This is a genomic window from Campylobacter sp. RM12647 (genome assembly GCF_020138135.1).
In the GTDB taxonomy this organism is placed as follows: Bacteria; Campylobacterota; Campylobacteria; order Campylobacterales; family Campylobacteraceae; genus Campylobacter_E.
Genome location: NZ_JACGAS010000024.1, coordinates 1 through 26,056, shown reverse-complemented (window position 1 = coordinate 26,056; position 26,056 = coordinate 1). Strand labels below are relative to the sequence as shown.

The following is a 26,056-nucleotide window of genomic DNA, read 5'->3' as shown; positions in this document are numbered from 1 at the left end:
TAAAGATTGCTTGATTAATAAATATAAAATAGCTGAAATTATTAGCAATGAGATGATAAACATTGTTAGGTTTTGTTTTAATAAATTATTTAAATTTTCATCAAAATCTTTGTTTTCATTAGTGCTACAAATTGTCCAATTTAATTTATCATAAGTTGTACAAACTGCATTTTTATCATGGTTTTCAAAATTGTATTCAATAGTTTTAAACCCGTTATAATCTTGTGCTTTAGACAATTCTTGTTTAATTGTGTCTATAACAGGATTTTGTTTTAATTCATACTTTGGATTTATATGTAAAGTAAATTGATTGTGTGTATCAAATGCAAATATCGCATTTGTAGCTGAGTATTTTAGTTTTAATACACTATCTTTTAATGGTTTTAGAGTTAAGTCTCCGCCAATTACTCCAATAATTTTTCCATTTTGCATAACCGGAGCATAAATTGTCGCTATAACTGTCTTTAATCTATCATCATAATAAATATCGTCACTTAAATTTACAACTTTATCAACTAAAGCTTCTTTAAACCAATTACGTTCCCTAGCATCAAAATCCTTAATTATATGTGCTGCTTCTTCATTACCCTTATAGAATGTTTTGCCATCTTTAACCTTAGCAAAATATAAAGCATTAAGTCCTGATGGAGAATATAATAAATTTAGTCTTCTTAAAATCATATCTTCATCTGTATCAATATTAACTTCTTCAATAGCTTTAGCAAATTTTGTTAAAAAATTCATCTTACCAGAGAAATATGAATCTACATAGAGCATTGTAGCTTCAAGTGTTTTTTGTTTACCTAAATTAGAATAATTTACAGCGTCATTTTTAGAACTGTTATAATTTAGCAACCCTAATAGAATAAAACAAATAACTAATGGAATGCTTACTAATAGTGGTATTTTGTTAGTTAATTTCATAGATTTTCCTTTAAAAGTAATTGCTTAAATGAAAGATTATAGATATTAAGAATTAATTAAAACTTAATCTTTGTGTTTTGTATTTTTAAATAGTAGTAAAAATTCACTCCCTTTATTTAGCTCGGAATTTAACATTATTTTAATTTTATGTATTCTAGCTATCTTTTTTACTATTGAAAGTCCTAAACCTGTGCCTTTTATTTGTTTGTTTCTGCTTATGTCTTGTCTAAAAAATCTCTCATATATTCTATTTTGAATATCCTTGCTAATGCCTATACCAGTGTCTTTTATAGATAAAACTATGTGTTTTTTGTTTATATTCAAACTAATAATTATTTTGCCATTATCTATATTATATTTAATCGCATTATCAATTATATTATAAAGCATAGTTTTTATTAGTTTTTCATTGGAAAAAAATATAAACTCATCTATATCCATAAGTATTTTTATATTTTTTTCATGGATTTTAAAATCTAATTCTTTAATAATTTGACTTAAAACATTGCTTATATTTACATTTGTCATCTCAAAATTATTAACTTCATCTAAAAATGATAATTTAATAATCTCATCAATCATCTCAAGTAAAGCACTTGATTGATTGTAAATTGTATCTATGAATTGTTTTTCATCTTCTTTTTTGACTAGATTATTTTTAAGCATTTCAGAGCTTAACATTATTGAAGTAAGTGGAGTTTTTAGCTCGTGAGTAACATTTGCACTAAACTCAGCTCTTATCTTTTTAAATTGTTTATTATGTTCTTTTACTTGAGATAAAAAAGTCTTTAATTCATTGTATTGAAATGATTTATCAAGCTCGTTTATGTCAAGTTCGTATAATGGTTTTACTATGCTTTTGCTTATAAAATATGCAAGAGTTAAGCTAAGTAATGTTATTAGTAAAAATACTAAAAATATTGTTTTAAAAATTTCTATTTTAAAATCAAGATTTATAAAATAAATATTATCAAAAACGCTAAAAATCGCTGCTTGTAATAGTATCAAAACAAAAAATGAAACAAAAAATATAGCAAAAAATATCCTAGTTCTCATAAGCTATTTTATATCCTACTCCACGAATTGTTATTATGTATTTTGCATAATCTTTTAATTTATTTCTTAAAGTATTTATGTGTATATCTAAAGTCCTACTTGAAATATTTGCTCCCCAAATTTCTTTTAATAAATCTTCTTTTTTAAGGCAAATGTTTTGGTTTTTAATGAGTTTTGTAAGTAATTCAAATTCTTTTAAAGTAAGGCTTATTTCTTCTTCATTAATGCTTACTATTCTAGTTTTTAGATTAATTTTTAAATCTTTAAAAATAATTTCATTATTACAATCAATTCTTCTTAAAATATTTCTAATTCTTGCTAGGAATTCTAAAATAGAAAAAGGCTTAGTAATATAATCACTTGCTCCTAAATCAAGACCTTTTACCTTATCGTTTTCTTGATTTAACGCACTTAGCAAAATCACTTCAATAGCTTTTGTTTTTTCGTTAGATTTTATTTTTTTTAGGATACTAAAACCATCTTCGCAAGGTAGCATAATATCAAGCACTAAAATATGTGGAATTTGATTGTTTAATTCGCTAAAAAGCTCTTTTGCATTAATTAAACTAATGACTTTAAAACCACTGCTTTCTAAAGCATATTTTATTAAATTATTAATGCTTAAATCATCTTCTAAAACATACACCAAAGGTAAATCTTGCATAAGTTATCCTAATTAAAAAATATTTAAAATATTACAAAAAATAAGTAAGAAAAATAATATGAAAATAATTATTAATTTAAATAAATTCTAAATACTAAATTAATTTTGGTTTGTTTATCAAAAATAAATACAATTTCACTCATTTTTTAAAAAAGGAGACAAAATGAAAAAAGTATTATTAAGTTTGGCAGCATTATCTTTATTAAGCACTGCAGCAATGGCTAACGATGGAGCTACATTATTTAAAAAATGTATTGCCTGTCATGGTAAAGCAGCTGAGAAAAAAGCTCCAGGTGCAGAAATTATCATCAATACTTTAGATGAAAAAACAATTTTAGAAGCTTTACAAGGTTATAAAGCAGGAACATTTGGTGGAAAAGCTAAGAAAACTATGGAATTACAAGTTAAAAATCTTAGCGAAGATGATATGAAAGCATTAGCTGCTTATATTGTAACTTTAAAATAATTCTTAAGTTCAGGAGCAATCCTGAACTCTTTTACAAACTAACAACAATTTTCATCATAAACATACAAATAAAAGCATTTAAAATACTTGTTATTATTAGCAGTATCCAATATTTTTTAGCAACTCCTGCAACAGCTAATAATCTTCCTAAATACTGAAGTTGAGCTCCCATTAAAAATATAGCAGGTAAAACTATGCTAACGCCAATATTATCAATAACCCCATTTGCATATAAATTAACAGCAATTCCAACTCCAGCCGAAGTGCTAAGCCACGCTGATAAAAGTATAGTAATTGCTTCTCCTGGTAAGCCAAAAATATTCATAATAACGCCACAATAATCTCCTAAGAATTTCATAACTCCTAAGATTTTTAACATTTCAGCTATTACATAAGCCATTAAAACATTAGGAATTAGATTATATAAAGCGATATTAAAACCTTTTTTAGCACCTACTATAAAAATATCTAATGGGTTTTTGCTCTCATTATTCATTCAAAATCCTTTTTATAAAATGTATTTAAAACTATTCTTACAAAAATAGCTCCTACGAATTTCATAATTAGCATTAATACAAGTGGAATTATTGGTAAGCATACTAAATGTCCTAATAATGCTGAACCTATTGCAAAAAAGTTATTAATCATACCAGCCCCACTATATTGCCAAGCGCAAATTACTACTAAATCTTTATCGTTTATATAATTTTTATCCCTTGCTTCTTTACTCATAGCAGCACCTGCATCTGTGCTTTGTAAATCAGTAATTAATATAAGCCCACATAATCCAGGAACTCCTAAAATAGGTTTTAAAATAGGATTTAATAATTTTTGAGCAGCCTTAATAGCTCCATAATGCTCCATTACTTCAATTACTCCAAGTGCAAGCATTACAGCAGGAATTAAGCTAAATGCAAATAAAAATCCAGCTCTAGCACCACTTCCACCATCTCCTATGAAGGTCGTAGCTTTTATATTAGCTTCATCTAAGATTTTTGGGATTTTACCAAAACCACCTGTTAAAGTAGAAAAATCAAAAGCCTTTAGCATATCATGTCCTGCTAAAAGTCCTGAAAAAAATAAGATTAAAAATATTAAAGCAAGATAAGCACTAGGTTTTACTTTTCCTACTTCAAATTCTGTAGCTTTTTGCATACTACTCCTTTTAAATAAAATAAAGTTTTTATTCTACAATATTTTTTAAGAAAACAATAAGAAATAGTTATTAGTATTTATATTTTTTAAAGGAGTTAATATGGAAGTTATCAAACATTATGAGTATTTACACGAAATTCCAGAGCTTGGATTTAAAGAATTTAAAACGAGTGAGTATTTAAAAACTACTCTTAAAAATGCAGGTTTTAGTATAACTAATATAGGAGATACTGGTTTTTATACGGAGTTAGGAAGTGGTAGCAAGGTAATTGGACTTAGGGCTGATATTGATGCTTTAGGTCATATAATTGATGATAAAGCTTGTGCAAGGCATACTTGCGGGCATGATGCACATATGTCTATGCTACTTAGTGCAGCTTTAAGGGCAAAAGAGCAAAATATCATTAAAAATAACAAAATAAGATTTATATTCCAACCTGCTGAAGAATTAGGCAGTGGGGCTTTAAAGATGATAGAATTAGGAGCTTGTGAAGGTTTAAGTTCTATTTTTGGAATGCATATTCGCCCAATTCAAGAATGCCCAAGTCCTAAAGCAATAGCTTCAATGTATTATGCAGCAAGTTCAGCTATAAAAATTACTATTAAAGGCAAAGCAGCTCACGGAGCAAGACCACATTTAGGAATTAACGCAATTGATGTAGGTGTTAGCATTATTGATGCTGCGAGAAAAATTTATATAGACCCAAATAAACCAAGTAGTATAAAAGCAACTAGATTTATATGTGATAGTGGGGTTACTAATTCAATTCCTAGCGAAGCTATTTTGGTATTTGATTTAAGAGCTCAATATAATGATAGTATGCAAGAGATGAAAGAAAAACTTGAAAAAATCATAACAAATATAGCAAATGCTTATGATGCTAAGGTGAGTTTTGAATACTTAATTAATATTCCCGCAGCTGTAATTAACAAAGATTTAGCTAAGATTTGCGAAAAAGTTATAAGCAATACTTTAGGAGAAGAGAATTTAATCAAAGAGCAATTTACACCTGGTGGGGAAGACTTTTTCTTCTATCCTATTAAACTAGGCATTCCATCAGCATTTATGGGCTTAGGAGTTGATTGTGCTCCTGGACTTCATCATCCTGAAATGAGTTTAAATAAAAATGCCTTAGAAAATGGTGTTAAATTGTGGCTTAATTTAATGCTTGAGCTTGAGAATTTAAAATAGGAATTAGATGAATTATAAATTAGGCGTTATTTTATTAATTGATTTATGCGTTTTATTGTGGCAAAACAGCTTTTTAAGTATTAGCCCTTATGAATTAAACGAGCTTAGCTCAAATAGTTTTAATGGGCTTTTTGCTAATTTTGCCTTAAGTGTTTTTGGCAATGAAAATATAAGATTTGCTTATATAATCTTGCATATTTTAAGCAATATTTTGCTATATAAAATATCAATTAAATACCTTAAAAATAACGCCTATATATCTAATATTATCTTTAATCTTACTCCAGGAAGTCTTGCTTCAGCATTACTAATTAATCCTGCAGGAATTATTATATTTACTTCATTACTTCTTGTATATCTTGCTATAAAAAGGCAATTTTATATATTTTATGGAGTATTGATTGCTTGTATTTATATTGATAAAGCTATGATTTCATTATATATTGCTTGTATTTTTTATGCTTATTTTAATAGATTATCAAAGTTATTAATTTTATCAATTTTACTAATGTTTGCTACTTTTATAATGTATGGATATGATTTTTCAGGCAGACCTAGGGGATATTTTTTAGACTCACTTGCTATTATGTCGGCTGTGTTTTCTCCGCCTTTATTTTTGTATTTTTTCTATACGATTTATTATATTAGTTTTAAGGGTAAAAAGGACTTGTTATATTGTATAAGTGCGAGTGCTTTTATAATATGCTTATTATTATCATTTAGACAAAAGCCAGAAATTGCCGAGTTTTTACCATTTTTACTACCTGCTATACCTTTAATAATTGCTAATTTTTTAACTTCTTTTAAAGTGCATTTACCACAATTTAGAGCAAAACATAATGTGATATTATTTTTTGTATTAATTTCTTTAGTGATTAGCTTTTTATTTGTGATATTTAATCCATTTTTATATAGATTTGTTGATGAAAACGAGCATTTTGCTAAAAATTATCATTTAAATAAAGAATTAGCAAAAGAGCTAAAATCACAAGGCATTAATGAAATTAGTGTTCGTAATGATAATTTTAAAGTATTAGAATTTTATGGGATTTTGCCTTGTTATCAAAATTGCAAAATAATCACTCCTTGTGAAAAAGGAAATATCAATATAAACTTTTTTGCTAAAGAATTTTCATTTTGTTTAAAGAATGAAATTTAATATAAATATATAAGTAATTATTGTAATAATTTTCAAAAATTTTTAAGTATCATTAAATAAAATTAAACGAAAATTAATTATTTAAAAAGGAGATTTAATGCAAGTTAATTTATCTAATATTTATAATAATACTTATCATAAAATGGGCGAGAGTTTTGGTGGAGTAAAGAGCGAAAGCGAATTAAAACAAATTGATGAAAATATCAAAAATAATAAAATTGATGATATAAAAACAGGCAATAATAGTGGCAATAAAATCTATTTTGAAAGTAAAAATGGCATAAGTTCTGCAAGTATTAGTGATGAGAGTTTAGATAAATTAAAAAGCCATTTTGATAGCAAAGACTTTTATAAGCGTGAAGATGGCAGTATTATTTTAAATGGTAATGCAGAAAAATATATAAGTGGTTGGTTTAGTGATATTGCTTATGCTAGGGGATATGTAGCTGCTAATAAAAACAATAATGATTTTTTAAATAAAGATGAATTATTAGAGCTTAATGTAGTAGCTAAGTTTAGTTTAGATGGAACAAATCCGCAAAATTATCAAAGCTATCAAAAAATTGAGCGTTTTTTAGCTGATAATACTACGATTTTAGATTCTGTGCCTAAAAATATTGATGAAGCATTAAATCAAACAATATTATCAAATAGTGATTTTGATGATACGATAACTTTAGGTGAGAGCGAAGAATTTGCAGCTAATAAAAATCCACAAAACCTAAACACACAAAATACAAGCACTCAAAATGTAAATCTAGCATCAAATGAAATAAAAAGCACTAATGTTGATGATGAAGAAGCAAAGAAAAAGCAAGAAATCGCAAACGCACTATCAAGCCTAACAAGGATTAAAAACACAATTAATACAAACGGAGTAAAAGCACTTAGCAAGGCTGATTTAGATAAACTTGAAATCTTAAACATTGACCCAAATTCATTGCAAAATCCTCAACTTTTAGAGCAATTTAACAAAGCTAATGATAAAGCTAACGAGCATTACGCTAATTTTTTAAATGTTGATAAGACTTATATAGATGAGAAAATGGCAAAAAGTGATGAGTTTTTAGGTGATTTTACTCACGATAGTGCTGATATAGTAAAAGATTTGCTAAAGAATAAAACACTAGATAAATTAGCATAAATTAATATGATTTAATTCAAATTTAATTTTAGAATTTGAATTAAGTATTTTTTAAATAATATTTATATGAAGACTTTTTAAAATATCTAAAGCCTTTTGGTGCAAGTCTTCATCATAACTAGCGGTTGCGTTTTTATCTATAAAAATATTTGCATTAGGAAGTGCAGATTTTGCAATTACTGCATTTGATAAGACACAAATATTACTTACAAGTCCAACTATTTCAATATTTTTATAGTTTTTATTGCTTAGATAATTTCCAAGTTCAATTGAGCCAAAAGTATTTTTATAAAAGCATAAATGATTTTTAGAAAACTCATTTAATTTTCCATAAATTTCTATCCCATTTGTGCCTTTAATACAATGTTTAATAGGTAGATTTTGTCCTTCTATAGTGTCTAAATAATCATCATTATGTGTATCAATAGTAAAGATTATCTCATCATTGTTTTTAAGATATTTTTCATATTTTTCTAAGATGATATTTTCTAAATTCTGTGCTTTTAAAAATCCTAAAGAGCCTGTTACAAAATCATTTTGAAAATCTACTATTATTAAAAGATTTTTCATGAATTTCTTAAGCTTTCATATTCGTTTGGAATTAGATTAAGCCTTACATCACAAGGACTAAAGCCAACTCGCTCACCTAATTTAAACAATACTTCAAGTGATTTTATTTGCTCATCTTTTAGGCTAATACTATCATCGTTTGCATAAAGACTTAGATATTTATTAAGCTCATCTTCATTTACTCTCACTTCGTTTTTGCCAAGCAATATACGACTTAATAAAGCTTTATTTTGAGTAGCGACTTTTACTGCACGAGTTAGCTCATTTTCAATTTTAATTGCATCACTTAGCATTAAAGAGCGGCGTATTGCCATTCCACCAAGTGGTAAGGTAAGCACTTCGCCACATTCAGCCTTGCAAAACTCCGCCCAAATATCCCAAATCTCACGCTCAACTCTTAATTTATCACTAAAATTAAGAATACTCTCATGAATTAGCACCCCAGCATCTACACTACCATCTAAAACAGCTTTTTCTATATCTAAAAAGTTCATATAAGTAATTCTTGCATTAGGATATGCTAGTTTAAAAATTAAAGCATTTGTGGTATTTTCCCCACTTAAAGCCACTTTAAAATTAGGTTTTAAAATCTTATCTTTTAGAGTGATGAGTTTTGGACCATAGCCATTGCCAAAACTAGTAGCACATCTTAGCAAGGCGTATTCGCTTTGAATTTTAGGATACACAGCAAAAGAAATTGCACAAACATCATAAATATTATTTAAACTTGCTTTATTTAGCGTTTCTATATCATCAGCAACGCTAGTATAATTAAACTCCGAACTTATCCAACCATAGCGAATTGCCGCATACATAAAAATATCATCAGCATCAGGGCTATGAGCTAGGCTAATTTGCTTCATTTAAACAACCTTTAAAAATGAATTTATGCTCTTTAGGTAAAGCTTCATAGATATTGTAAGCTAGCTCTCTAATCTCTTTAAGTGCAGCTTTACTAGTTCTAAGAGTTAAGAAATTTTGTAAAGCTCTTGCATTTATACTCCAAGTAAGCTCGGTTTTATAACATTCTGGCAAGGCATATTTTGCAATATCTTGTGTCATTCCTTCGGTATTTAAAATAATTCTTAGTTTTTCTAAAGCACAAATACTAGCATTATCAACCAAGCGATTTCCAGTTAGCACAATATATTTTTGTGCATTAGCAAAATCAAATTCCTTAAACTCACTTTCATTTCTTAGTTCTTTTAGAGTATATCTAGTGCTTTTTACTGATAAACTTGCGTGGCGATGTCTTGCTAATTCTTGCAAACAAGCTCTTGAAATGCCTTGAATATAAAAATTATAATTTAAATGTTCAAGCGTGCTAGAATGCTTATAAATATTTCCGATACGATTTATTAGTTCGCAGTCTTTTTCTCCTCCGTTATCGCCTTTATCAAAGCTTTGCCAACAAGTTCTCATAGCGTGAGAACAGATATTTAGTGGGGTGTAATTAAGTAGTGTAATTCTCATTATTTGCCTTTAATTTGATTTTTTTCATTATAGTTTTTTTATATAAATCTTAAGGAAACTTCAATGAATATGCTAAAAATCTCAATTTTAAGTATTTCCTTAGCAACCGTTACAGGTGGAGCTGCCGTTGCACCTGCTTTAGGACTTATTGCTAAGCATTTTTCAAATGATAGTGAATTACTTATTAAATTAATTATTACTTTACCTTCACTTTTTATTATCTTTTCAAGCTTAATTTTTGCAAAATTAGCAAATTATTTAAGCGTTAAGCAACTTGCTTTTATAGGTTTTATATTGTTTATAGTTGGCGGGGTTGCTCCGTTTTTCTTAGATGACATAATTCAGGTTTTGGTGTTTAGAGCGATTTTAGGCTTAGGCACTGGCTTTTTAATGCCATTAAGTGTTTCTTTACTTGGCTTTTTATTTAAAAAAGAAGAGCAAGGAAAACTAATGGGACTTAGTGCAATGTGTAATCAATTAGGAGCAGTTATTACCGTTAGTTTTTCTGGCTTTTTAGCGTCAATTTCTTGGCAATATAGCTTTTTAATATATCTTTTTGCTTTGGTTTTATTTGTTTTAAATATGATTTTTTTACCTAATATAAAAATAGCGGAGAAGAAAAAGAAAATAGATTTAAGAAATATAAAAAATCTTAGTGGAATTTATATTAATTTATTTTTAGTCCAAGTTTTGTTTTTTAATTTTACGAATAATTTTTCAATAATTTATCAAAAAGAGCAAATTATTAGCGCAAGTTTTATTGGTGTAATTATGGGATTTAATGGCTTGTTTGGTGCAATTGCTTCTATGAATTTACATAAAGTTGTTAAAAAAATTAGAACAAAAATCAAAATCTTAGGAGCATTTATTTATATTTTAGCCTTTTTACTTTTTGCTATAAGATTTAGCGAACATATAGAAATCGCAGGAATTAATTTAATGCTAATAATAGGAATAATTGCAGCTATTTTAAATGGTCTTGCAGTTGGCTTTAGCTTACCATTTTTGTTTTCACAAATTAGCACTAGAAGTAAAAAACAAAACCTAGCTACAAATATGGCATTAGCTAGTATTGCGACATTTAGCGGACAATTTTCTAGTCCATTAATAGATGAATTATTAGAACATATTTTCAATCTTCATCATCCAAGAGACGCATTTTTAATAGCTATGTTTATTGCAATATTCTTATTTATTTATAATCTTAGGTTAAAAATCAAATTAAGAAATTAAAAAAAGGAAAGGTATGGCAAAAGCAAAAGAAACAGCAGTAATTGAAGATAAGGCAAAAGCCCTTGAAGCTGCATTAAAAGGCATTAATAAAGCTTGTGGAGAAGGTGCTATTGTTAGATTTGGAGATAAGCCTATAATAAAGGCTGAGCCAATTTCTACAGGCTCACTTGGGCTAGATATTGCACTTGGAATTGGTGGAGTTCCTAAAGGAAGAATAGTAGAGATTTATGGGCCAGAAAGTAGTGGTAAGACAACGCTAACACTTCAAATCGTAGCTCAAGCTCAAAAGATGGGTTATACTTGTGCTTTTATTGACGCTGAACACGCACTTGACCCTGTGTATGCTAAGAATTTAGGCGTAAATATTGATGATGTTTTAGTATCTCAACCAAGTTGCGGAGAAGAAGCATTAGAGATTGTAGAACGCTTAGCAAGTAGTGGAGCGGTAGAGCTTATAGTAGTAGATAGTGTTGCTGCACTTACTCCTAAGGCTGAAATTGATGGAGAGATGGGAGATACTCATGTAGGTCTTCAAGCAAGACTTATGAGCCAAGCTTTAAGAAAACTTACTTCAGTAGTTAGCAAGATGAACTCAATGGTAATTTTCATAAATCAAATTCGTATGAAAATAGGTCAAACAGGTTATGGAAGTCCAGAGACAACAACGGGTGGAAATGCACTTAAGTTCTATGCAAGTGTAAGAATTGATATTAGAAAAACCGCTACATTAAAACAAGGCGAAGAGCCTATTGGAAATAGAACAAAAGCAAAAATAGTTAAAAATAAAGTTGCACCTCCATTTAAAACAGCAGAATTTGATATTATGTATGGAGAAGGCATTAGCTACGAAGGCGAATTAATTGATTATGGTATTAAGCTTGATATTGTAGATAAAAGTGGTGCTTGGCTTAGCTATGGTGGTAATAAACTAGGTCAAGGTAGAGAAAATGCTAAAATTTTCTTAAAAGAAAACAAAGAAATAGCAAATGAAATTGCAGAAAAAATTAAAGCTAGTATAGGCGATGATATTACATTAGAAGGAGAAGTTGGTGAAAATAGCGAAGATTGATGCACTTGAAGTGCTAGATAGTAGGGGTAATCCTAGCGTTAAGGTTAAGGTAGTTTTAGAAAATGGTATTAGTGGTGAAGCAATAGTTCCAAGTGGTGCTAGCACAGGGATTAATGAAGCTTTAGAATTAAGAGATGGTGGGAGCTATTTCTTCGGTAAAAGCGTAAGTAAAGCAGTAAATAATGCTAAGCATGTTGCAGCTGGACTTATAGGCAAATGCGTATTTAATCAAAGAGAAATTGATGAGCATTTATTAGCAGTTGATGGCACGAGTAATTATTCTAGCTTAGGTGCTAATGCAGTTTTAGGAATTTCAATGGCAGTTGCAAAAGCAGGAGCAAATGCTAGTAATTTACCATTATATAGATATTTATGTGGAGAGTTTAACGCACTTCCTACACCTATGCTAAATGTATTAAATGGTGGAGCTCATGCTGATAATAATATAGATATTCAAGAGTTTATGTTACTTCCAACAGGTTTTGATACTTTTAAAGAAAAATTATTCTCAAGTGCAATTACTTATCATACTTTAAAAGATATTTTAAAGAAAAAAGGCTTAAGCACAGCATTAGGAGATGAAGGTGGATTTGCACCTAATTTAAGAAGCAATGAAGAAGCTATTGAATTATTGCTAGAAGCTATTAATAAAGCAGGTTTTAGTGGCAAAATCAATCTAGCATTAGATGTTGCAGCAAGTGAGCTTTATAGTGATGGAAAATATGATTATGAGGGCAAAAAGCTAAGCAGCGATGAGATGATTAATGAGTATGAAAAATTATTAAAATATCCTATTTTAAGCATAGAAGATGCACTTGCAGAGCAAGATTATGAAGGCTGGGTTAATTTAACTAAAAAAATCGGCTCAAGAACACAATTAGTAGGAGATGATTTATTTGTAACTAATGTTAAATTATTACAAAAAGGCATTGATGAAGGTATGGCAAATGCGATTTTAATCAAGCCTAATCAAATCGGCTCAATTTCTCAAACAATAGACGCTATTAAACTAGCTCACGCAAATGGCTACAATACTATAATGAGCCATAGAAGTGGGGAGAGTGAAGATAATTTCATAGCTGATTTTTCATTAGTTTGCAAGTATATTAAAACAGGTGCTCCTGCAAGGGGAGAAAGAACAGCTAAATATAATAGATTGCTTGAAATTGAAGCAGGATTTTAATGCAAGAATTATTAGACAATCATAATTATAAAAAGTCTAATTTAAAGATTTTTACAAAGGGCATTTTAGAAATTGCCCTTTATGTATTTATTTTATTTTTTGGGCTTTTTGCGATATTGTTTTCTAAATCATCAATAGAGACAACTATGATGCTAGATACAAGGATAGAAAAGCTAAAAAATCAAATATACGAGCTTAATAAAACCAATGCACAATTGCAAAAAGATTATTTTGAATTGCTAAGCATTCAAGGCGATTATGATAATTGATTTTTCAAAATACTCAAGCGTAAAAATCGGCGCAAATTGTGAAGTAAAAGTAATTGATGAGATGATTAAACACGATTATTTAGTCATTGGAAATGCTAGTAATTTGCTAATCAATCAGCCTAAAAATCTTGCAATTTTAGGCAAAAAATACGAATATATTAAAGAATATAATGATTATTTAGAAATAGGGGCTAGAACTAGCTCATATAAATTATTTAATTATTGTAAGAAAAACAATCTAACAGGTTTAGAATTCTTATCACACCTACCAGGACAAATGGGCGGCATTACTAAAATGAATGCAGGGATGAAAGAATTTGAAATAAAAAATTATATTTTAGAAGTAAATGTTGATAATGAATGGATTAAGCCAAATTTTACTTATAGAAATAGTGATATAAAAGGCACAATTTATGCTATTAGGCTTAGATTAAACAAAGGTTTTAGCCTTGAATTAGTAGAGCAATTTAGCAAAATGCGAGAAAATCAGCCAAAAGGTGCTAGTTTTGGTAGTATTTTTAAAAACCCACAAGGCTTTAGTGCAGGAGCGTTAATTGATAAAGCAGGGCTTAAAGGCAAGGTAAAAGGCGGTGCAAAGATTAGCGAAATGCACGCAAATTTCTTAATAAATTTTAATAAAGCTAGTTTTGAAGACGCATTGTATTTGATAAATCTAGCACAAGATGAGGTTTTGAAGCAATTTAACATACTTTTAGAACCTGAAGTTCTTATTTTAAATTAAATTCCAATATAAAAATATTTCAAAAAATTTTTAATTTATTTACTTTTGTTAATGGGGGGGGGTATTATAATCATTATCAATTTAAAAATTTAATAAATTATTTATATTCTAAGGAATTTGTTTTGAATATTTTCAAAATTATCATATTTGTATTGATTTTAGTAGGTTTATTGACATTTACGGCTTATTCTATTTTGCTTAGTTTTGAAATTATTTAAAGCTTTTATCTTATTGATTTAGGCAATTAACCCTAAAATATCATTAAAATTAATATTTTTATTAAAAATATACAAATAATTTTTAATTTCCTTGCATTTTGCTATCTTTTAGGTTATTATTTTGGCTTATTTTTTAAAAAAGGAGATTATTATGAGGAGTTTACTTTGGCTCAGCTAGGAGCACTTTTTCTAAAGTAGGTTTTGTTTTAGCCCTTGCGGGTGGTGCTGTTGGACTTGGAAATGCGTGGAAATTTCCTACAATGGTTGGGACTAATGGTGGTTCTGCCTTTGTTTTACTTTATTTATTCTTATGTTTAACCTTAGGTTTATCTTTATTTTTAGCAGAAATTGCATTAGGAAAAATTACTAAAAGTGATTTAGCTACAAGTTATTTTACCCTTGCTAGATTTAAGCCAAAATTATGCAAAATGGGTGGAGTTTTTATGCTTACTGGCATACTTGTATTATCGTTTTATTTAGTGGTTTTATCTTTAGTATTTCACTATATATTTTTAAGTTTTTCTTTACCTAATACCTTAGATGAAGCAGGAGCGCTTTTTAATAATGCAATAGGCGAGAATTTATTTATTAGCATAATTTGCTTTAGCATTTGCTTTTTTATGACTATTTATATAGTTAGTCGCGGGATAATTAATGGGATTGAGAAATTAAATGTGATTTTAATGCCTGCATTATTTGTAATACTTTTATTAATGCTAGGTTTTAGCTTTACTCAAGATGGATTTTTAGATGCGTGTGAGTTTTTATTTAAACCTGACTTTTCTAAATTAGGGCTTAATTCTTTGCTTGATGCTTTAGGACTTAGTCTTTTTACTTTATGTCTTGGGATAGGTTGTATTAGCACTTATGCTGCTAGTTTAGATGAAAAAACTAATATTTTAAAATCAAGTTTATTTGTAGTGTTTATAAATCTTTTAATAGGTCTTATGATGGGACTTATTGTTTTTACTTTTGTATTTAAATTCGGAGCAAATCCTAATGAGAGTGGAGCAGGACTTGTATTTGTTAGCCTTGCTACTTTATTTTCAAAATTTGGTTTTTTAGGTGAGATTTTATCATTTAGCTTTTTTATAGCTTTATTTTTTGCAGGAATTACGAGTGCTGTTTCTATGATTGAGCCATTTACTTTTTATCTTGAAAATAAAATGAGTAGAAAAAAAGCTTTGATTATTATTGGAATTTTTGTTTATATAATAGGTATTTTAGCTCTTCTTGGAATGGCTAATAAGCTTAGCTTTAATACTTTTGATGCTTTAGATTTTTTCACAAGTAATATAATGCTTCCTTTAGGAGTGTTGTTTTCTAGTATTTATGCTGGATTTTTAATGAAAAGATATTCATTCTTTAAAATCTTTTTACCTATATTTGGCAAAAATTTAACTAAGTTTTATTTTATTTTTTTAAGATTTGCAACACCAATTATAATAATTTTGATATTAATTAATAATTTTTACCCCTTAGGAAGTTTTTTAAAGTAGAATTAGGCAATTTTTATTTACAGGAGTTAAAAATGTTAGAAGATTTAGGCATAAAGCCGGAGAAGATTTTTTACAATTTAAGTTATGATGAGTTAAGAGCTCACGAGTTAGAGTGCCGTGAAGGTGAAGTTTGTCAAAATGACACATTTGCAGTTGATACAGGTATTTTTACGGGTAGAAGTCCTAAGGATAAGTATTTTGTAAATTCTCATCCATCAAGTGAAAATATAGCGTGGGGCAATGTAAATAGAGCTTGCACTAAAGATATTTTTGATGATAATTTAAGAAGAGCAAAAGAATATTTAAATGGCAAAAAGCTTTATGTTATGGATGTATTTTGTGGAGCTAGTCTTGATAGTAGAAAAAAAATAAGATTTATAACAGAAATTGCGTGGCAAGCACATTTTGTTAAAAATATGTTTATTCGCCCAAGTGATGAAGAACTTAAAGACTTCAAACCTGATTTTGTAATCATAAATGCGTGCAAATTAAAAAATGAAATGTATAAATATCAAGATTTAAATAGCGATGTATTCGTAGGATTTGATATAGAAAATAACATAGGATTAATTCTTGGCACTTGGTATGGTGGCGAGATGAAAAAAGGTGTGTTTTCTATGATGAATTACTGGCTGCCTTTACAAGGTAAGATGAGTATGCATTGTAGTGCGAATGTTGGTAAAGATGGAGATGTTTGCTTATTCTTTGGTCTTAGTGGCACAGGTAAAACTACTCTTAGCACAGACGCAAATCGTGCTTTAATAGGTGATGATGAGCATGGTTGGGATGATAATGGTGTGTTTAACTACGAAGGAGGTTGCTATGCAAAATGTATTAATCTTGACCCAAATAGTGAGCCTGAAATTTACGCAGCGATTAAGAGAAATGCTTTACTTGAAAATGTAGTTATAACTTGCACTAAAGAAGTTGATTTTTGTGATGCTAGTAAGACAGAAAACACTCGTGTAAGCTATCCAATAGAGCATATTGAAAATCACGAACCAAGCTTAAAAGCAGGTCATCCATCTAATATAATTTTCTTATGTGCTGATGCTTTTGGCGTTTTACCTCCTGTATCAAAACTAAACAACACTCAAGCAATGTATTATTTTTTAAGTGGATATACTGCAAAAGTTGCAGGAACTGAGCGTGGTATAAAAGAGCCTGTTGCTACATTTTCTGCTTGTTTTGGCGAACCATTTATGCCGCTTAGTCCTAGTGTTTATGCGAAATTATTGGGCGAAAAGATTAAAAAACACAATGTAAATGTATATTTAGTAAATACCGGTTGGAGCGGTGGAAGTTATGGTGTTGGTAAAAGAATGAGTATAAAAGCAACTAGGTCTTGCATTAACGCTATTTTAGATGGCTCTATTCAAAATTGTGAATATTACAATTATGATGTATTTAATTTAGCAGTTCCAAAGAGTTTAGATGGAGTTGATGAAAGATTATTAAATCCTATTAAAACTTGGGAAAATGAAGCTGATTTCATAGCTACAAGAGATAAATTAGCAAAAATGTTTATAGAGAATTTCAAAAGATACGGCGATAAGGCTAATGAGTTTTTAGACGCTAGTCCTAAGCTATGAGCCTAGATAGTTTTTTACAATTTAAAATAAACAAAGATGGTTTAAAACCAAGAAAACTAGATACCTTACCACGATTTGCCCTAATTTATGGGGCAATTTCTAGTGGTAAAAAATCTTTAGCATTTTATAATTTAGATGAATTTACTTATATTAATATGAGTGATTTAAGATTTATAAATGCTGATTTTAAAAGCTTCATAGAAAAAAATAAAATCAAAAATCTAATAATAAATGAGCCTTTTTTAGAATTTGAATTAGGAAATTTAGAGCGTTGTTATATATTAAGCTCTAATAAAAATTATTCTTATAAAGACTTTATTAAAATAAGGCTTAATTTTTTAGATTATGAAGAATTTATTTCATTTTCAAAGAAAAATTATAGCCCTAGCGAGCATTTATCAAATTATTTATTATTAGGGCAAAATCCTGCTAATGTGGATTTAGACCCACTTAATGCTGCTTTAAATACTCAAGCTATTTTAAAACAGCATTTAAGCGAAAACGAAATAATCACTCTTAAAGAATTAGCTTTAAAAATAGGCGTTCAAACAAGTATTTTAAGTCTTTTTAGTGAGTTTTTAAAACATAAAAAAATAGCAAAAAATGATTTTTTTAAATGCGTTTATTCTTTAGAAGATAGATTTTTATTGCATTGGGTAAAACATATTAAAAAAAATCTAAAAAAGCCTTATTTTTATGATTTTTCAATGAAAAACTCACTTAGTTTTAAAAAGGATTTTTCTAAAACTTATGAGAATTTAATAGCTAATGAACTTTTGATGGTTTATGATGAGATTTTTTATGATGATGATATAAATTTTATTATTAGTTCGGCTAGTTTAGGAATACTATGCGAAGCTTTTACTAATAAAGATTTTATAAAACTAAAAAGCAAAAAATTAAGCAAAAAAGCCAAAGAATTAGAGCTTAAAAATATCTTAGTTTTATCATTAAACGAGCAATTTAATTTCGTTAATGATGAAATTAGATTTATAGGACTTACTTTAAATACTTGGCTAATTTCAAAGGAATTAAATGATTGGGATTGACGAAGCTGGGCGTGGAGCGTTTGCAGGTCCATTAGTGCTTGCAGCTTGTAAGCTAAAAATAAATATAAACGAATTAAATGATAGTAAAAAACTAAGTGCAAAAAAGCGTGAGAATTTGTATGAGATAATTAAACAAAACTCTGATTATTTAGTAGTTTTTGTTGATAATGAATATATAGATTTAAATGGAATTAGAGCGGCTTATCAAAAAGCTTTAGGAGAAATTATAGAGCATTTTGAAAAAGATGAATTATTATTTGATGGTAATACTGATTATGGAATGGGTATAAAAACTCTAATAAATGCTGATGAGATAGAGCCTTGCGTTATGGCTGCTAGTATTTTAGCTAAGGTTAGTAGGGATAATTTTATGGCTAATTTAGATGATAATTTATATGATTTTAAATCTCATAAAGGCTATGGAACCAAAGCTCACATAGAAGCTATTAAAATTCACGGCTTAAGTTTATTACATAGAAGGAGCTTTTGTGCTAAATATAGTAGATGATTATTTAGCTACTGCTAAGGGTAAAGAGCTTTTAAAGGCTTTAGATTACGAATATGAAAATAATATAATTTATCCACAAAAAAAGGATTTATTTAAAGCCTTTAAATTATGTGAAATTCCAAAAGTAGTGATTATAGGACAAGACCCATATCACGATGGAAGTGCTGATGGTTTAGCGTTTTCATCTAGTATTAAAATTCCACCTAGTTTAAGAAATATTTTTAAAGAAATCTTAAATGATTATCCAAATGAAGCTGTATTTTTACAAAGTGATTTGAGCTATTTAGCAAGACAAGGCGTGGCATTATTAAATGCAAGTTTAAGCGTGCAAAAGAGCAAACCTAATTCTCACAAGCATTTATGGGAAGATTTTTTCCTTTATGTTATACAAAGAATTAATAATGATTATGATAATTTAGTCTTTATGTTGTGGGGGAGTTTTGCAAATAATTATGCAAAATATATTGATACTAAAAGGCATTTAATATTAAGCTCGGCTCATCCAAGCCCACTTGCAAGGGGTAAATTTTTTAACAATCAACATTTTTTAAAATGTAATGAATACTTAAAATCAAAAAATAAAAGCCTAATTAATTGGTTAGAATAGTTTTTAATAATGCTTAATTTATTAATCTTTTGTATAATGTAAGTTTTTTCAAAAAGGAGCAAAAATGGCAGATTTAGATAAAGAATTAGAGGTTTTGTTTAAGGACAATACAGATGATTATTTAACTTATGAGATGATAGTTAAGTTATTTAAAAAAGCTCCAACAGCAGCAAATATAAAGACTATTAAGAATTTAGTAAAAGAATATAATGTAAATCTTCTAAGCTCGGCAGAAATTGCTAAAATGAGAAATCTAAAAGAAGCAAAAGAAAGAGCAAAACAAAGAGAATTATTAAGAGAAAATGAATTAGAAGGCGATTTAAGCAAAGATTATGATTTAAGCGAAATTAGTAGAAGTGAAAGCCCTGTTAGAATGTATTTAAGAGAGATGGGGCAGATTGATTTGCTTAGCAAAGAAGAAGAAGTTGAAATAAGCAAAAGAATTGAACTTGGCGAAGATATTATAATTGACGCTTTTTGTAGCGTTCCTTATCTAATTGATTTCATATTAGACTATAAAGATGCTTTAATTAATCGCGAGCGTCGTGTGAAAGAATTGTTTAAGAATTTTGATAATGATGAAGATGAAAATGAAGAAGATTTAGAAGAAGATGAATTAGATGATAGCGATGAAGAAAGAAAGCCTGTAAAATCTTTAAAGGAAGATAAAAGAGCAATTAAAGTAATTGAAAGCTTTAAAGCTTTAGAAAAGGCAAAAAAAGAATGGTTAAAAAGCTCACACAAAGAGCAACTTAGCAAAGATGAATTGCAAAATCATATAAATATTGCTTTCAAAAAGAATATTTTAAAAGAAAAATTATTAGCTTTAGGGCCAACTTCTAAACTAATTAATGAAATCGTAAAATCTATGGAAACGGTTTTAAAAAGTGATGTAGATTTTGATAAAGAATTAAAACGCTTAGAATATCGTTTGCCTATGTTTAGTGATGAATTAAAAGAAAGACATAAAAAAATCTTAGATAATATTACCAATTTAAGTAAAGAAGAAATCACAGAATTAGCTTTAGAAAATACTATGGTTAGTACTTATATGGAGATTAAAAAGCTATTCCAGACAAAAGAAGCTAGTGAAAATTGCTTTGATATGGATAAAGAAAGATTAAAAGAGATTTTAGAGCAAATCAAGCGTGGTAAAAATATTAGCGATACTGCAAAAGGTAAGATGGCTAGGTCAAACTTAAGATTAGTTGTAAGTATTGCTAAACGCTATACTAATCGTGGTTTAGCATTTCTTGACCTTATTCAAGAAGGAAATATCGGTCTTATGAAAGCGGTTGATAAGTTTGAATATAAGCGTGGATATAAATTCTCAACTTATGCTACTTGGTGGATTAGACAAGCAATTAGCCGTGCGGTAGCTGATCAGGCAAGGACAATTAGAATTCCAATCCATATGATTGATACGATTAATAAGATTAATAAATTTAGTAAAAAGCGTGTTCAAGAATGTGGAAAAGAGCCTACAATTGATGAAATTGCTAAAGAAATCGGTATGAGTGAAGATAAGGTTAAGCAAGTTATGAAAATAGCAAAAGAACCTGTAAGTCTTGACGCACCTGTTGGAAGTGATGATGATGGAAGATTTGGTGATAGCGTAGAAGATAGAAGTAGCATTAGTCCGCTTGAGCATATTTTAAAAGAAGATTTAAAAGAGCAAATAAATGGAGTTTTAGAGCAACTTAATGAAAGGGAAAAAACCGTTATTAAACTTCGTTTTGGACTAACTGATGATGAGAGTGATAGAACTCTTGAAGAGATAGGAAGTGAGTTAAAAATCACTCGTGAGCGTGTAAGACAAATAGAAAGCACAGCTATTAAAAAACTTAAATTCCCTAAATACGGAAAACAATTAAAAGGAGCAAGTTCGTGAAAAAATATGAAATATTTAATGTAAATTGCTCTCATTGTGTTAAAAAAATTAAAGATAATTTAGAAGATGAGTTTAATAATATTACTTTTAGTGATGATTTAAAAACAATTATCATTGATTGCGATGATAAAGATTATCTTAGCAAATGCTTAGAAGAACTTGGCTTTAAATTAGGCAAAGAGATTTGAATTTCAAAAGGCTTTTTAAAAATTATTATTAAAAAGCCTTTTTATAGCTTAGAATTTACAAAGCAAAAAAACAATCAATTTTATTTTAATATTAGTTAAGATTATAATCTAAATAACGATTTGAGATTAAATCTAGGTTATGAAAGAATTTTCAGTGCTGATTTGAATATTAACAATCAATTTAATATAGCTATAAGATATATTCTAAAACATTTCTAACATTGCTAGGGGTTAAAAATTAAATATTTTTTATTACTAAACGAAACAATATAATTATAAATCATAAAATAATATTAATAATTTTATAAAGCTTGAGTTATAATGCAAAAATTATTTTATAAATAATATTAATTTATTTGAATATATTTATAGGTTGTTTAAATGAGATTATCAAATACTAATATTACTAAGCCTATTTTGAATGTTGTGTGTAAAGATATTAGAGCTTTAAACCAGGTTGTTTTTAATCAAGCAGAGCAAGTAAAGGCTACTGATGTAAAAAGCATATATAATACCGAGTATAAAACTAATAAAAATGATTTTTATAATACTTATTTTTCTTTTAATCAAAAAACAATAGGATTTGATTTAAGCAATAAAAATCGTGAAAAATTACAAGAATTTTTTAATGAAGATAATTTTAAATATTTTGATGATAAATTGATTTTGCAAAAAGACGCTGCTTCTTATGTTGGTTCTTGGTTTAATTATGTTGCTTTTAAGCAAAACTATTTAAATGCAGATATTAATAAAAATGGTGTTTTAAATAAAACTGAAATGTTAGATATAAAACTTCAATTTCCAAATAGCAATGTTTTTACTAATATTAGTAAAACTGATATAGATTGTCTGGAGCTTTTAGGAGAATTGCAAAATTATACAAGTATTAGTAATATGATGAATTATTATATTCAAGATGATAAAAATTATGATTTAGCAATAACAGGTCTGGAGAAAAACGGAGTAGCTGGGATTAATTATGTAGTAGAAATAATTATGAATAATATTGATAAAAATAAATTGCAACAAAGCATTGCTAAAGCAACTCAAGAAGATATCAAAAGACAAAGCGATTTAGCCAATGCTCTTATAAAAATAAATAATGATGATTATAGTAAGCTTAGTGAAGATGAGAAAAAAATCTTAAATTCTTTAAATATAGAAATTAATCTAATAAATATAATAGGTGAAGATAAAATAAATGAATTGGTTAAAAATAATAAATTAGATGATTTTATAGATTTTACTAAAGACTTTTTAGAAGAATTAAATAATATAAAATTAATTAACATTAAGGTTTAAAATATTTTTTTTAATTTAATGTTACTAAAAGTTACAATTTATCAAGATATTAAATAAAATAGTAATAGTATTAAATAAAATCAAATTATAATAATTCAAATCAATTTTAATATATTTAATTTCACAAAAATACTAGTTCGTATCATAAGTTTTGGTATTTTAAGATAGCTTTTTTGTAAGTATTCTAAAAGATATTAAAGACCAATTAATTGTGGTTATAGCTATAAATATCGCAAGTATATGTGTATGAATTATTGATTTAACGGCAGACTTTATTGCCGTTATGTTTTTAAATATTTAATTAAAGTAATAAACATTAAGGATTATTTATGAAACACTATATTAACAATACTTCTAACACTCCAATCATGTGGCAAGATAATATTGCTAAAAAAGAGTTAAGCACACAAGAACTAGCAAGTATAAATGCTAGTATAAAGAGCAATTCTTTTAGCGTTAAAACAAATAGAGCACAAGATTATAATACTTATTTTAAATTTGGTAATGAAAACATTGGAGTGAAATTAAATGAAGCTAGTATTGAAAAATTAAAAGATTTTTTTGATGAAGATAATTTCATTAAAACTAATAAAGGAATTATTTTAGATAAAGATGCAGCTTCTTATGTCGCTGGATGGTTTAGTGATATTGCATATAAACAAAAATTTCTTGAATCAGATATTGACAATAACGGAGAATTAACTCACAAAGAAGCAAGGAATACATTAAGTGGATTTGATGAAGATGCAGTTCTCATAAGCGATGAAAAAACCAAAGAAAAATATATAGTTTCAAATTCTATTACGAAAACTTATAAGAAAAGTGATTTTTTACCAAAAAATGATGGTTATTATTCAGATATTTCAAATTCTATCAATGATGCTATAAAAGATGATAAAAATCTTGATGGTATTATTACATTTGGTGAGTTTATGGATGTAGGTGAAAAGGGATATTTTGAAGATTTTATGAGCGAAAGTGGTTCTAGTGCTCCTGCAATTAGCCTTGATGATTTGATAAATGGACTTACTAAGCATTCTAGGCAGCTTGCCGAAAAAGCTGAAGAAAAATTAACTGAAGTAATAGCAAAGATTAAAAAGCTTGGGGTTGATAAGTTAGACCAAAGTGATAAAGATGTATTAATTCAACTAGGAATTGACCCTGCACCTTATGAGAGCGAATTTAAATTAAAACAGATTATAAGTGATAAACTAAATATAAGTCCTGATAAAGTAGAAAGCCTAGCAAGTGAAAATAAATTAGATGATTTTGTAAATTTTAGTGGAAATTTTGCAATAACTCTTAGTGAAACAAAATTACTTGATATAAAAGCTTAATTTCTAATTTAAATTCTTTGTAATAAAATGGGCTAGTTTAGGGTAATAAACATTAAGGAACTTTATGAAAATAGATATCTCGCAAGTAAAAAATACTGCTATTGCTAGGAAAAGTGATATAAAAATTAAAGAATTAAACACTCTTGATATAAATAAATTAAATGCAAGTATTAATTCAAATTCTTTTAGCTTTAAGACAAATAAAGAGCAAGATTACAATGTATTTTTTAGACTTGATAAAGATAATATCGGAGTAAAACTTAGTGACAAGAATATTAATAGATTAAAAGAATTTTTTAATGAAGATAATTTCATTGATACCAATAAAGGAATTATTTTAGATAAAGACGCAGCGTCTTATGTAGTGGGTTGGTTTGCTGATACGGCATATACAAGAAATTATCTTGCAGCCGATAAAGACAATGATGGAGAAATTACGGCTTTAGAAGCTTGGAATTTGTTTGACTTAGTTAATGTAAATTATGAATTATTACAAGATAAAAATAAAGAATATTTCCTAAAGGCAACAAATATAGATGAAACTTATGATTCAAATAGAATAGCTCATAGTATTGAAGGTAAGTCTGATTTAAGTGAGGCATTAGATATTATAATTGATATGGACAAAGACTTAGATGGCAAAGTTACAGCGGGTGAATATTGGAATGTGGAAGATAAAGATTATATAAATGAGTTTGGGATTGTATATGATGATGAAAATCACTCTTTTATGAGTATTCCACATAAAAAAATTAAATTTAATATAGCAGAAGAAGAGCTTAAGAGATTAAAAGAACAAATTAAACTTAATAATATAATTGCAAAACTTAAAAAATCACAATCTTTAGATAATAACGAAAAAGAAATATTACAAAAATTTAATATCCAAAATATAAGTAATGAATTAAAAATAAGCGAAGATAAATTAAAAGATTTAATTAGTAATGATAAGCTAGGAGATTTTATAGATTTTACGAAAGAATTTAAAAAAGATTTAAGCGATACAAAATTAATTGATATTAAGGTGTAATTTTTTATTTTTAATTAATTATTACTAAAAGTTACAATATATCAAAACATTAAATAAAATAATAATAGTATTAATTAAAATCAAATTATAATAATTCAAATCATTAATGAAAGTAGATTTTCAATGAAAAAGTAGTTTTAGCTATTTTAGCTTTAGGTTTTATTACGAATGCAAGTGCGTATTCTTGGTATAGTTATACAAATGGTTATAGCTTTCTTACTTGGTCAGGTGCTTGGGGTTCAGCTTTTAATTCTTCAGCAAGAGATAGAGTAATGCCACAAAAAGAAGGCTGGAAACCACCTAGATTGCCAAGATATTAAAATATAAATTAATATACTTTTACTAAATTACTTTAGTAAAAGTATTAAGGAAAACTTATGAAAATAGATATCTCGCAAGTAAAAAATATAGCAATGTCTTGGGCTGATAATGTTAAAACTAAAGAATTAAATACTAAAGATATTAGCAATTTAAAAGATAATATAAATAAAAATAATTTTGAGATTAAGACAAATAAAGAGCAAAATTACAATGTA

The 26,056-nt window shown here is 27.7% G+C and carries 26 protein-coding genes and 1 pseudogene; 19 read left to right on the top strand and 8 right to left on the bottom strand.

From position 1 onward, the window contains the following. From AVBRAN12647_RS08145 to AVBRAN12647_RS08135, 3 genes are all read right to left on the bottom strand, one after another. Window positions 1-924: cache domain-containing protein (locus AVBRAN12647_RS08145; RefSeq protein WP_336614998.1), on the bottom strand; the 924-nt coding region annotated here is incomplete at its 3' end. 63 nt (window positions 925-987) lie between these two features. Further along, window positions 988-1,980 (bottom strand): sensor histidine kinase, encoded by a 993-nt coding sequence (locus AVBRAN12647_RS08140; protein ID WP_336614997.1) that lies wholly within the window; start codon window positions 1,978-1,980, stop codon window positions 988-990. Beyond that, window positions 1,970-2,644 carry a response regulator transcription factor gene (locus AVBRAN12647_RS08135; RefSeq protein ID WP_250325869.1) on the bottom strand — a complete coding sequence of 225 codons (675 nt, stop codon included), beginning with the start codon at window positions 2,642-2,644 and terminating at the stop codon, window positions 1,970-1,972. The genes AVBRAN12647_RS08140 and AVBRAN12647_RS08135 overlap by 11 nt, the downstream gene beginning before the upstream one ends. 163 nt (window positions 2,645-2,807) lie before the next feature. Between AVBRAN12647_RS08135 and AVBRAN12647_RS08130 the strand changes: the two genes are divergently transcribed. Further along, entirely contained in the window at window positions 2,808-3,110 is a 303-nt protein-coding gene (locus AVBRAN12647_RS08130; RefSeq protein WP_214118628.1) for a c-type cytochrome, read from the top strand. Between the two features lie 31 nt (window positions 3,111-3,141). Here the strand turns inward: AVBRAN12647_RS08130 and AVBRAN12647_RS08125 are convergent, their stop codons facing one another. After that, window positions 3,142-3,606: a YjiG family protein gene (locus AVBRAN12647_RS08125; RefSeq protein ID WP_214118626.1), complete on the bottom strand. Its 465-nt coding sequence runs from the start codon at window positions 3,604-3,606 to the stop codon at window positions 3,142-3,144. Further along, window positions 3,603-4,265, bottom strand: coding sequence for a hypothetical protein (locus AVBRAN12647_RS08120; protein WP_239803031.1), 663 nt, complete (start codon window positions 4,263-4,265; stop codon window positions 3,603-3,605). Before AVBRAN12647_RS08120 ends, AVBRAN12647_RS08125 begins: the two co-directional genes overlap by 4 nt. Before the next feature lie 100 nt (window positions 4,266-4,365). Between AVBRAN12647_RS08120 and AVBRAN12647_RS08115 the strand changes: the two genes are divergently transcribed. The 3 genes from AVBRAN12647_RS08115 to AVBRAN12647_RS08105 all read left to right on the top strand — a co-directional run bounded on the left by AVBRAN12647_RS08115 (window position 4,366) and on the right by AVBRAN12647_RS08105 (window position 7,760). Then, on the top strand, window positions 4,366-5,457 hold the full coding sequence (locus tag AVBRAN12647_RS08115) for an amidohydrolase (protein WP_336614996.1): 1,092 nt from the start codon (window positions 4,366-4,368) through the stop codon (window positions 5,455-5,457). 7 nt (window positions 5,458-5,464) lie between these two features. After that, window positions 5,465-6,616, top strand: a complete 1,152-nt coding sequence (locus AVBRAN12647_RS08110) for a hypothetical protein (protein WP_214118621.1) — start codon at window positions 5,465-5,467, stop codon at window positions 6,614-6,616. Window positions 6,617-6,713: 97 nt separating this feature from the next. Continuing rightward, window positions 6,714-7,760 (top strand): hypothetical protein, encoded by a 1,047-nt coding sequence (locus AVBRAN12647_RS08105; RefSeq protein ID WP_214150211.1) that lies wholly within the window; start codon window positions 6,714-6,716, stop codon window positions 7,758-7,760. Between the two features lie 51 nt (window positions 7,761-7,811). On the opposite strand, the gene AVBRAN12647_RS08100 is transcribed toward AVBRAN12647_RS08105, so the two are convergent. The 3 genes from AVBRAN12647_RS08100 to thyX are packed head-to-tail and all read right to left on the bottom strand — an operon-like array spanning window position 7,812 to window position 9,803. Continuing rightward, the gene (locus tag AVBRAN12647_RS08100) at window positions 7,812-8,330 is read right to left on the bottom strand and encodes a cysteine hydrolase family protein (RefSeq protein ID WP_214118617.1); all 519 of its coding nucleotides are present in this window, start codon (window positions 8,328-8,330) and stop codon (window positions 7,812-7,814) included. Continuing rightward, on the bottom strand, window positions 8,327-9,193 hold the full coding sequence (locus AVBRAN12647_RS08095) for a menaquinone biosynthesis family protein (RefSeq protein ID WP_336614995.1): 867 nt from the start codon (window positions 9,191-9,193) through the stop codon (window positions 8,327-8,329). The genes AVBRAN12647_RS08100 and AVBRAN12647_RS08095 overlap by 4 nt, the downstream gene beginning before the upstream one ends. Then, the gene (thyX, locus tag AVBRAN12647_RS08090) at window positions 9,180-9,803 is read right to left on the bottom strand and encodes an FAD-dependent thymidylate synthase (protein WP_336614994.1); all 624 of its coding nucleotides are present in this window, start codon (window positions 9,801-9,803) and stop codon (window positions 9,180-9,182) included. Before thyX ends, AVBRAN12647_RS08095 begins: the two co-directional genes overlap by 14 nt. 63 nt (window positions 9,804-9,866) lie before the next feature. Between thyX and AVBRAN12647_RS08085 the strand changes: the two genes are divergently transcribed. The 15 genes and pseudogenes from AVBRAN12647_RS08085 to AVBRAN12647_RS08015 all read left to right on the top strand — a co-directional run bounded on the left by AVBRAN12647_RS08085 (window position 9,867) and on the right by AVBRAN12647_RS08015 (window position 25,520). Then, window positions 9,867-11,036 (top strand): MFS transporter, encoded by a 1,170-nt coding sequence (locus AVBRAN12647_RS08085; protein WP_214118611.1) that lies wholly within the window; start codon window positions 9,867-9,869, stop codon window positions 11,034-11,036. A 13-nt stretch (window positions 11,037-11,049) separates the two neighbouring features. Further along, the gene (gene recA, locus AVBRAN12647_RS08080; RefSeq protein WP_214120448.1) at window positions 11,050-12,105 is read left to right on the top strand and encodes a recombinase RecA; all 1,056 of its coding nucleotides are present in this window, start codon (window positions 11,050-11,052) and stop codon (window positions 12,103-12,105) included. After that, window positions 12,083-13,288 carry a phosphopyruvate hydratase gene (eno, locus tag AVBRAN12647_RS08075; protein WP_214118607.1) on the top strand — a complete coding sequence of 402 codons (1,206 nt, stop codon included), beginning with the start codon at window positions 12,083-12,085 and terminating at the stop codon, window positions 13,286-13,288. The genes recA and eno overlap by 23 nt, the downstream gene beginning before the upstream one ends. Beyond that, the gene (locus tag AVBRAN12647_RS08070; protein ID WP_214120447.1) at window positions 13,288-13,557 is read left to right on the top strand and encodes a hypothetical protein; all 270 of its coding nucleotides are present in this window, start codon (window positions 13,288-13,290) and stop codon (window positions 13,555-13,557) included. Before eno ends, AVBRAN12647_RS08070 begins: the two co-directional genes overlap by 1 nt. Continuing rightward, window positions 13,547-14,299 carry a UDP-N-acetylmuramate dehydrogenase gene (locus tag AVBRAN12647_RS08065; protein ID WP_214118603.1) on the top strand — a complete coding sequence of 251 codons (753 nt, stop codon included), beginning with the start codon at window positions 13,547-13,549 and terminating at the stop codon, window positions 14,297-14,299. The genes AVBRAN12647_RS08070 and AVBRAN12647_RS08065 overlap by 11 nt, the downstream gene beginning before the upstream one ends. Before the next feature lie 394 nt (window positions 14,300-14,693). Beyond that, a pseudogene (locus AVBRAN12647_RS08060) lies at window positions 14,694-16,016 on the top strand (sodium-dependent transporter); the annotation flags it as partial. A 32-nt stretch (window positions 16,017-16,048) separates the two neighbouring features. After that, entirely contained in the window at window positions 16,049-17,608 is a 1,560-nt protein-coding gene (gene pckA, locus AVBRAN12647_RS08055) for a phosphoenolpyruvate carboxykinase (ATP) (RefSeq protein WP_214118600.1), read from the top strand. After that, window positions 17,605-18,657: a hypothetical protein gene (locus AVBRAN12647_RS08050; protein WP_336612714.1), complete on the top strand. Its 1,053-nt coding sequence runs from the start codon at window positions 17,605-17,607 to the stop codon at window positions 18,655-18,657. Before pckA ends, AVBRAN12647_RS08050 begins: the two co-directional genes overlap by 4 nt. Beyond that, window positions 18,644-19,165 (top strand): ribonuclease HII, encoded by a 522-nt coding sequence (locus AVBRAN12647_RS08045; RefSeq protein WP_214118597.1) that lies wholly within the window; start codon window positions 18,644-18,646, stop codon window positions 19,163-19,165. The genes AVBRAN12647_RS08050 and AVBRAN12647_RS08045 overlap by 14 nt, the downstream gene beginning before the upstream one ends. Continuing rightward, complete coding sequence (locus AVBRAN12647_RS08040) at window positions 19,146-19,772, top strand: uracil-DNA glycosylase (RefSeq protein WP_214118595.1); 627 nt, start codon at window positions 19,146-19,148, stop codon at window positions 19,770-19,772. The genes AVBRAN12647_RS08045 and AVBRAN12647_RS08040 overlap by 20 nt, the downstream gene beginning before the upstream one ends. A 64-nt stretch (window positions 19,773-19,836) precedes the next feature. Next, window positions 19,837-21,663 (top strand): RNA polymerase sigma factor RpoD, encoded by a 1,827-nt coding sequence (rpoD, locus tag AVBRAN12647_RS08035; protein WP_214118593.1) that lies wholly within the window; start codon window positions 19,837-19,839, stop codon window positions 21,661-21,663. Beyond that, complete coding sequence (locus AVBRAN12647_RS08030) at window positions 21,660-21,851, top strand: hypothetical protein (RefSeq protein ID WP_214118591.1); 192 nt, start codon at window positions 21,660-21,662, stop codon at window positions 21,849-21,851. The genes rpoD and AVBRAN12647_RS08030 overlap by 4 nt, the downstream gene beginning before the upstream one ends. A 381-nt stretch (window positions 21,852-22,232) precedes the next feature. Further along, window positions 22,233-23,153 (top strand): hypothetical protein, encoded by a 921-nt coding sequence (locus tag AVBRAN12647_RS08025; RefSeq protein WP_336607603.1) that lies wholly within the window; start codon window positions 22,233-22,235, stop codon window positions 23,151-23,153. A 329-nt stretch (window positions 23,154-23,482) separates the two neighbouring features. After that, window positions 23,483-24,490 carry a hypothetical protein gene (locus AVBRAN12647_RS08020; protein WP_214120485.1) on the top strand — a complete coding sequence of 336 codons (1,008 nt, stop codon included), beginning with the start codon at window positions 23,483-23,485 and terminating at the stop codon, window positions 24,488-24,490. Window positions 24,491-24,554: 64 nt separating this feature from the next. Then, entirely contained in the window at window positions 24,555-25,520 is a 966-nt protein-coding gene (locus AVBRAN12647_RS08015; RefSeq protein ID WP_336614993.1) for a hypothetical protein, read from the top strand. Window positions 25,521-26,056: the final 536 nt, after the last annotated feature.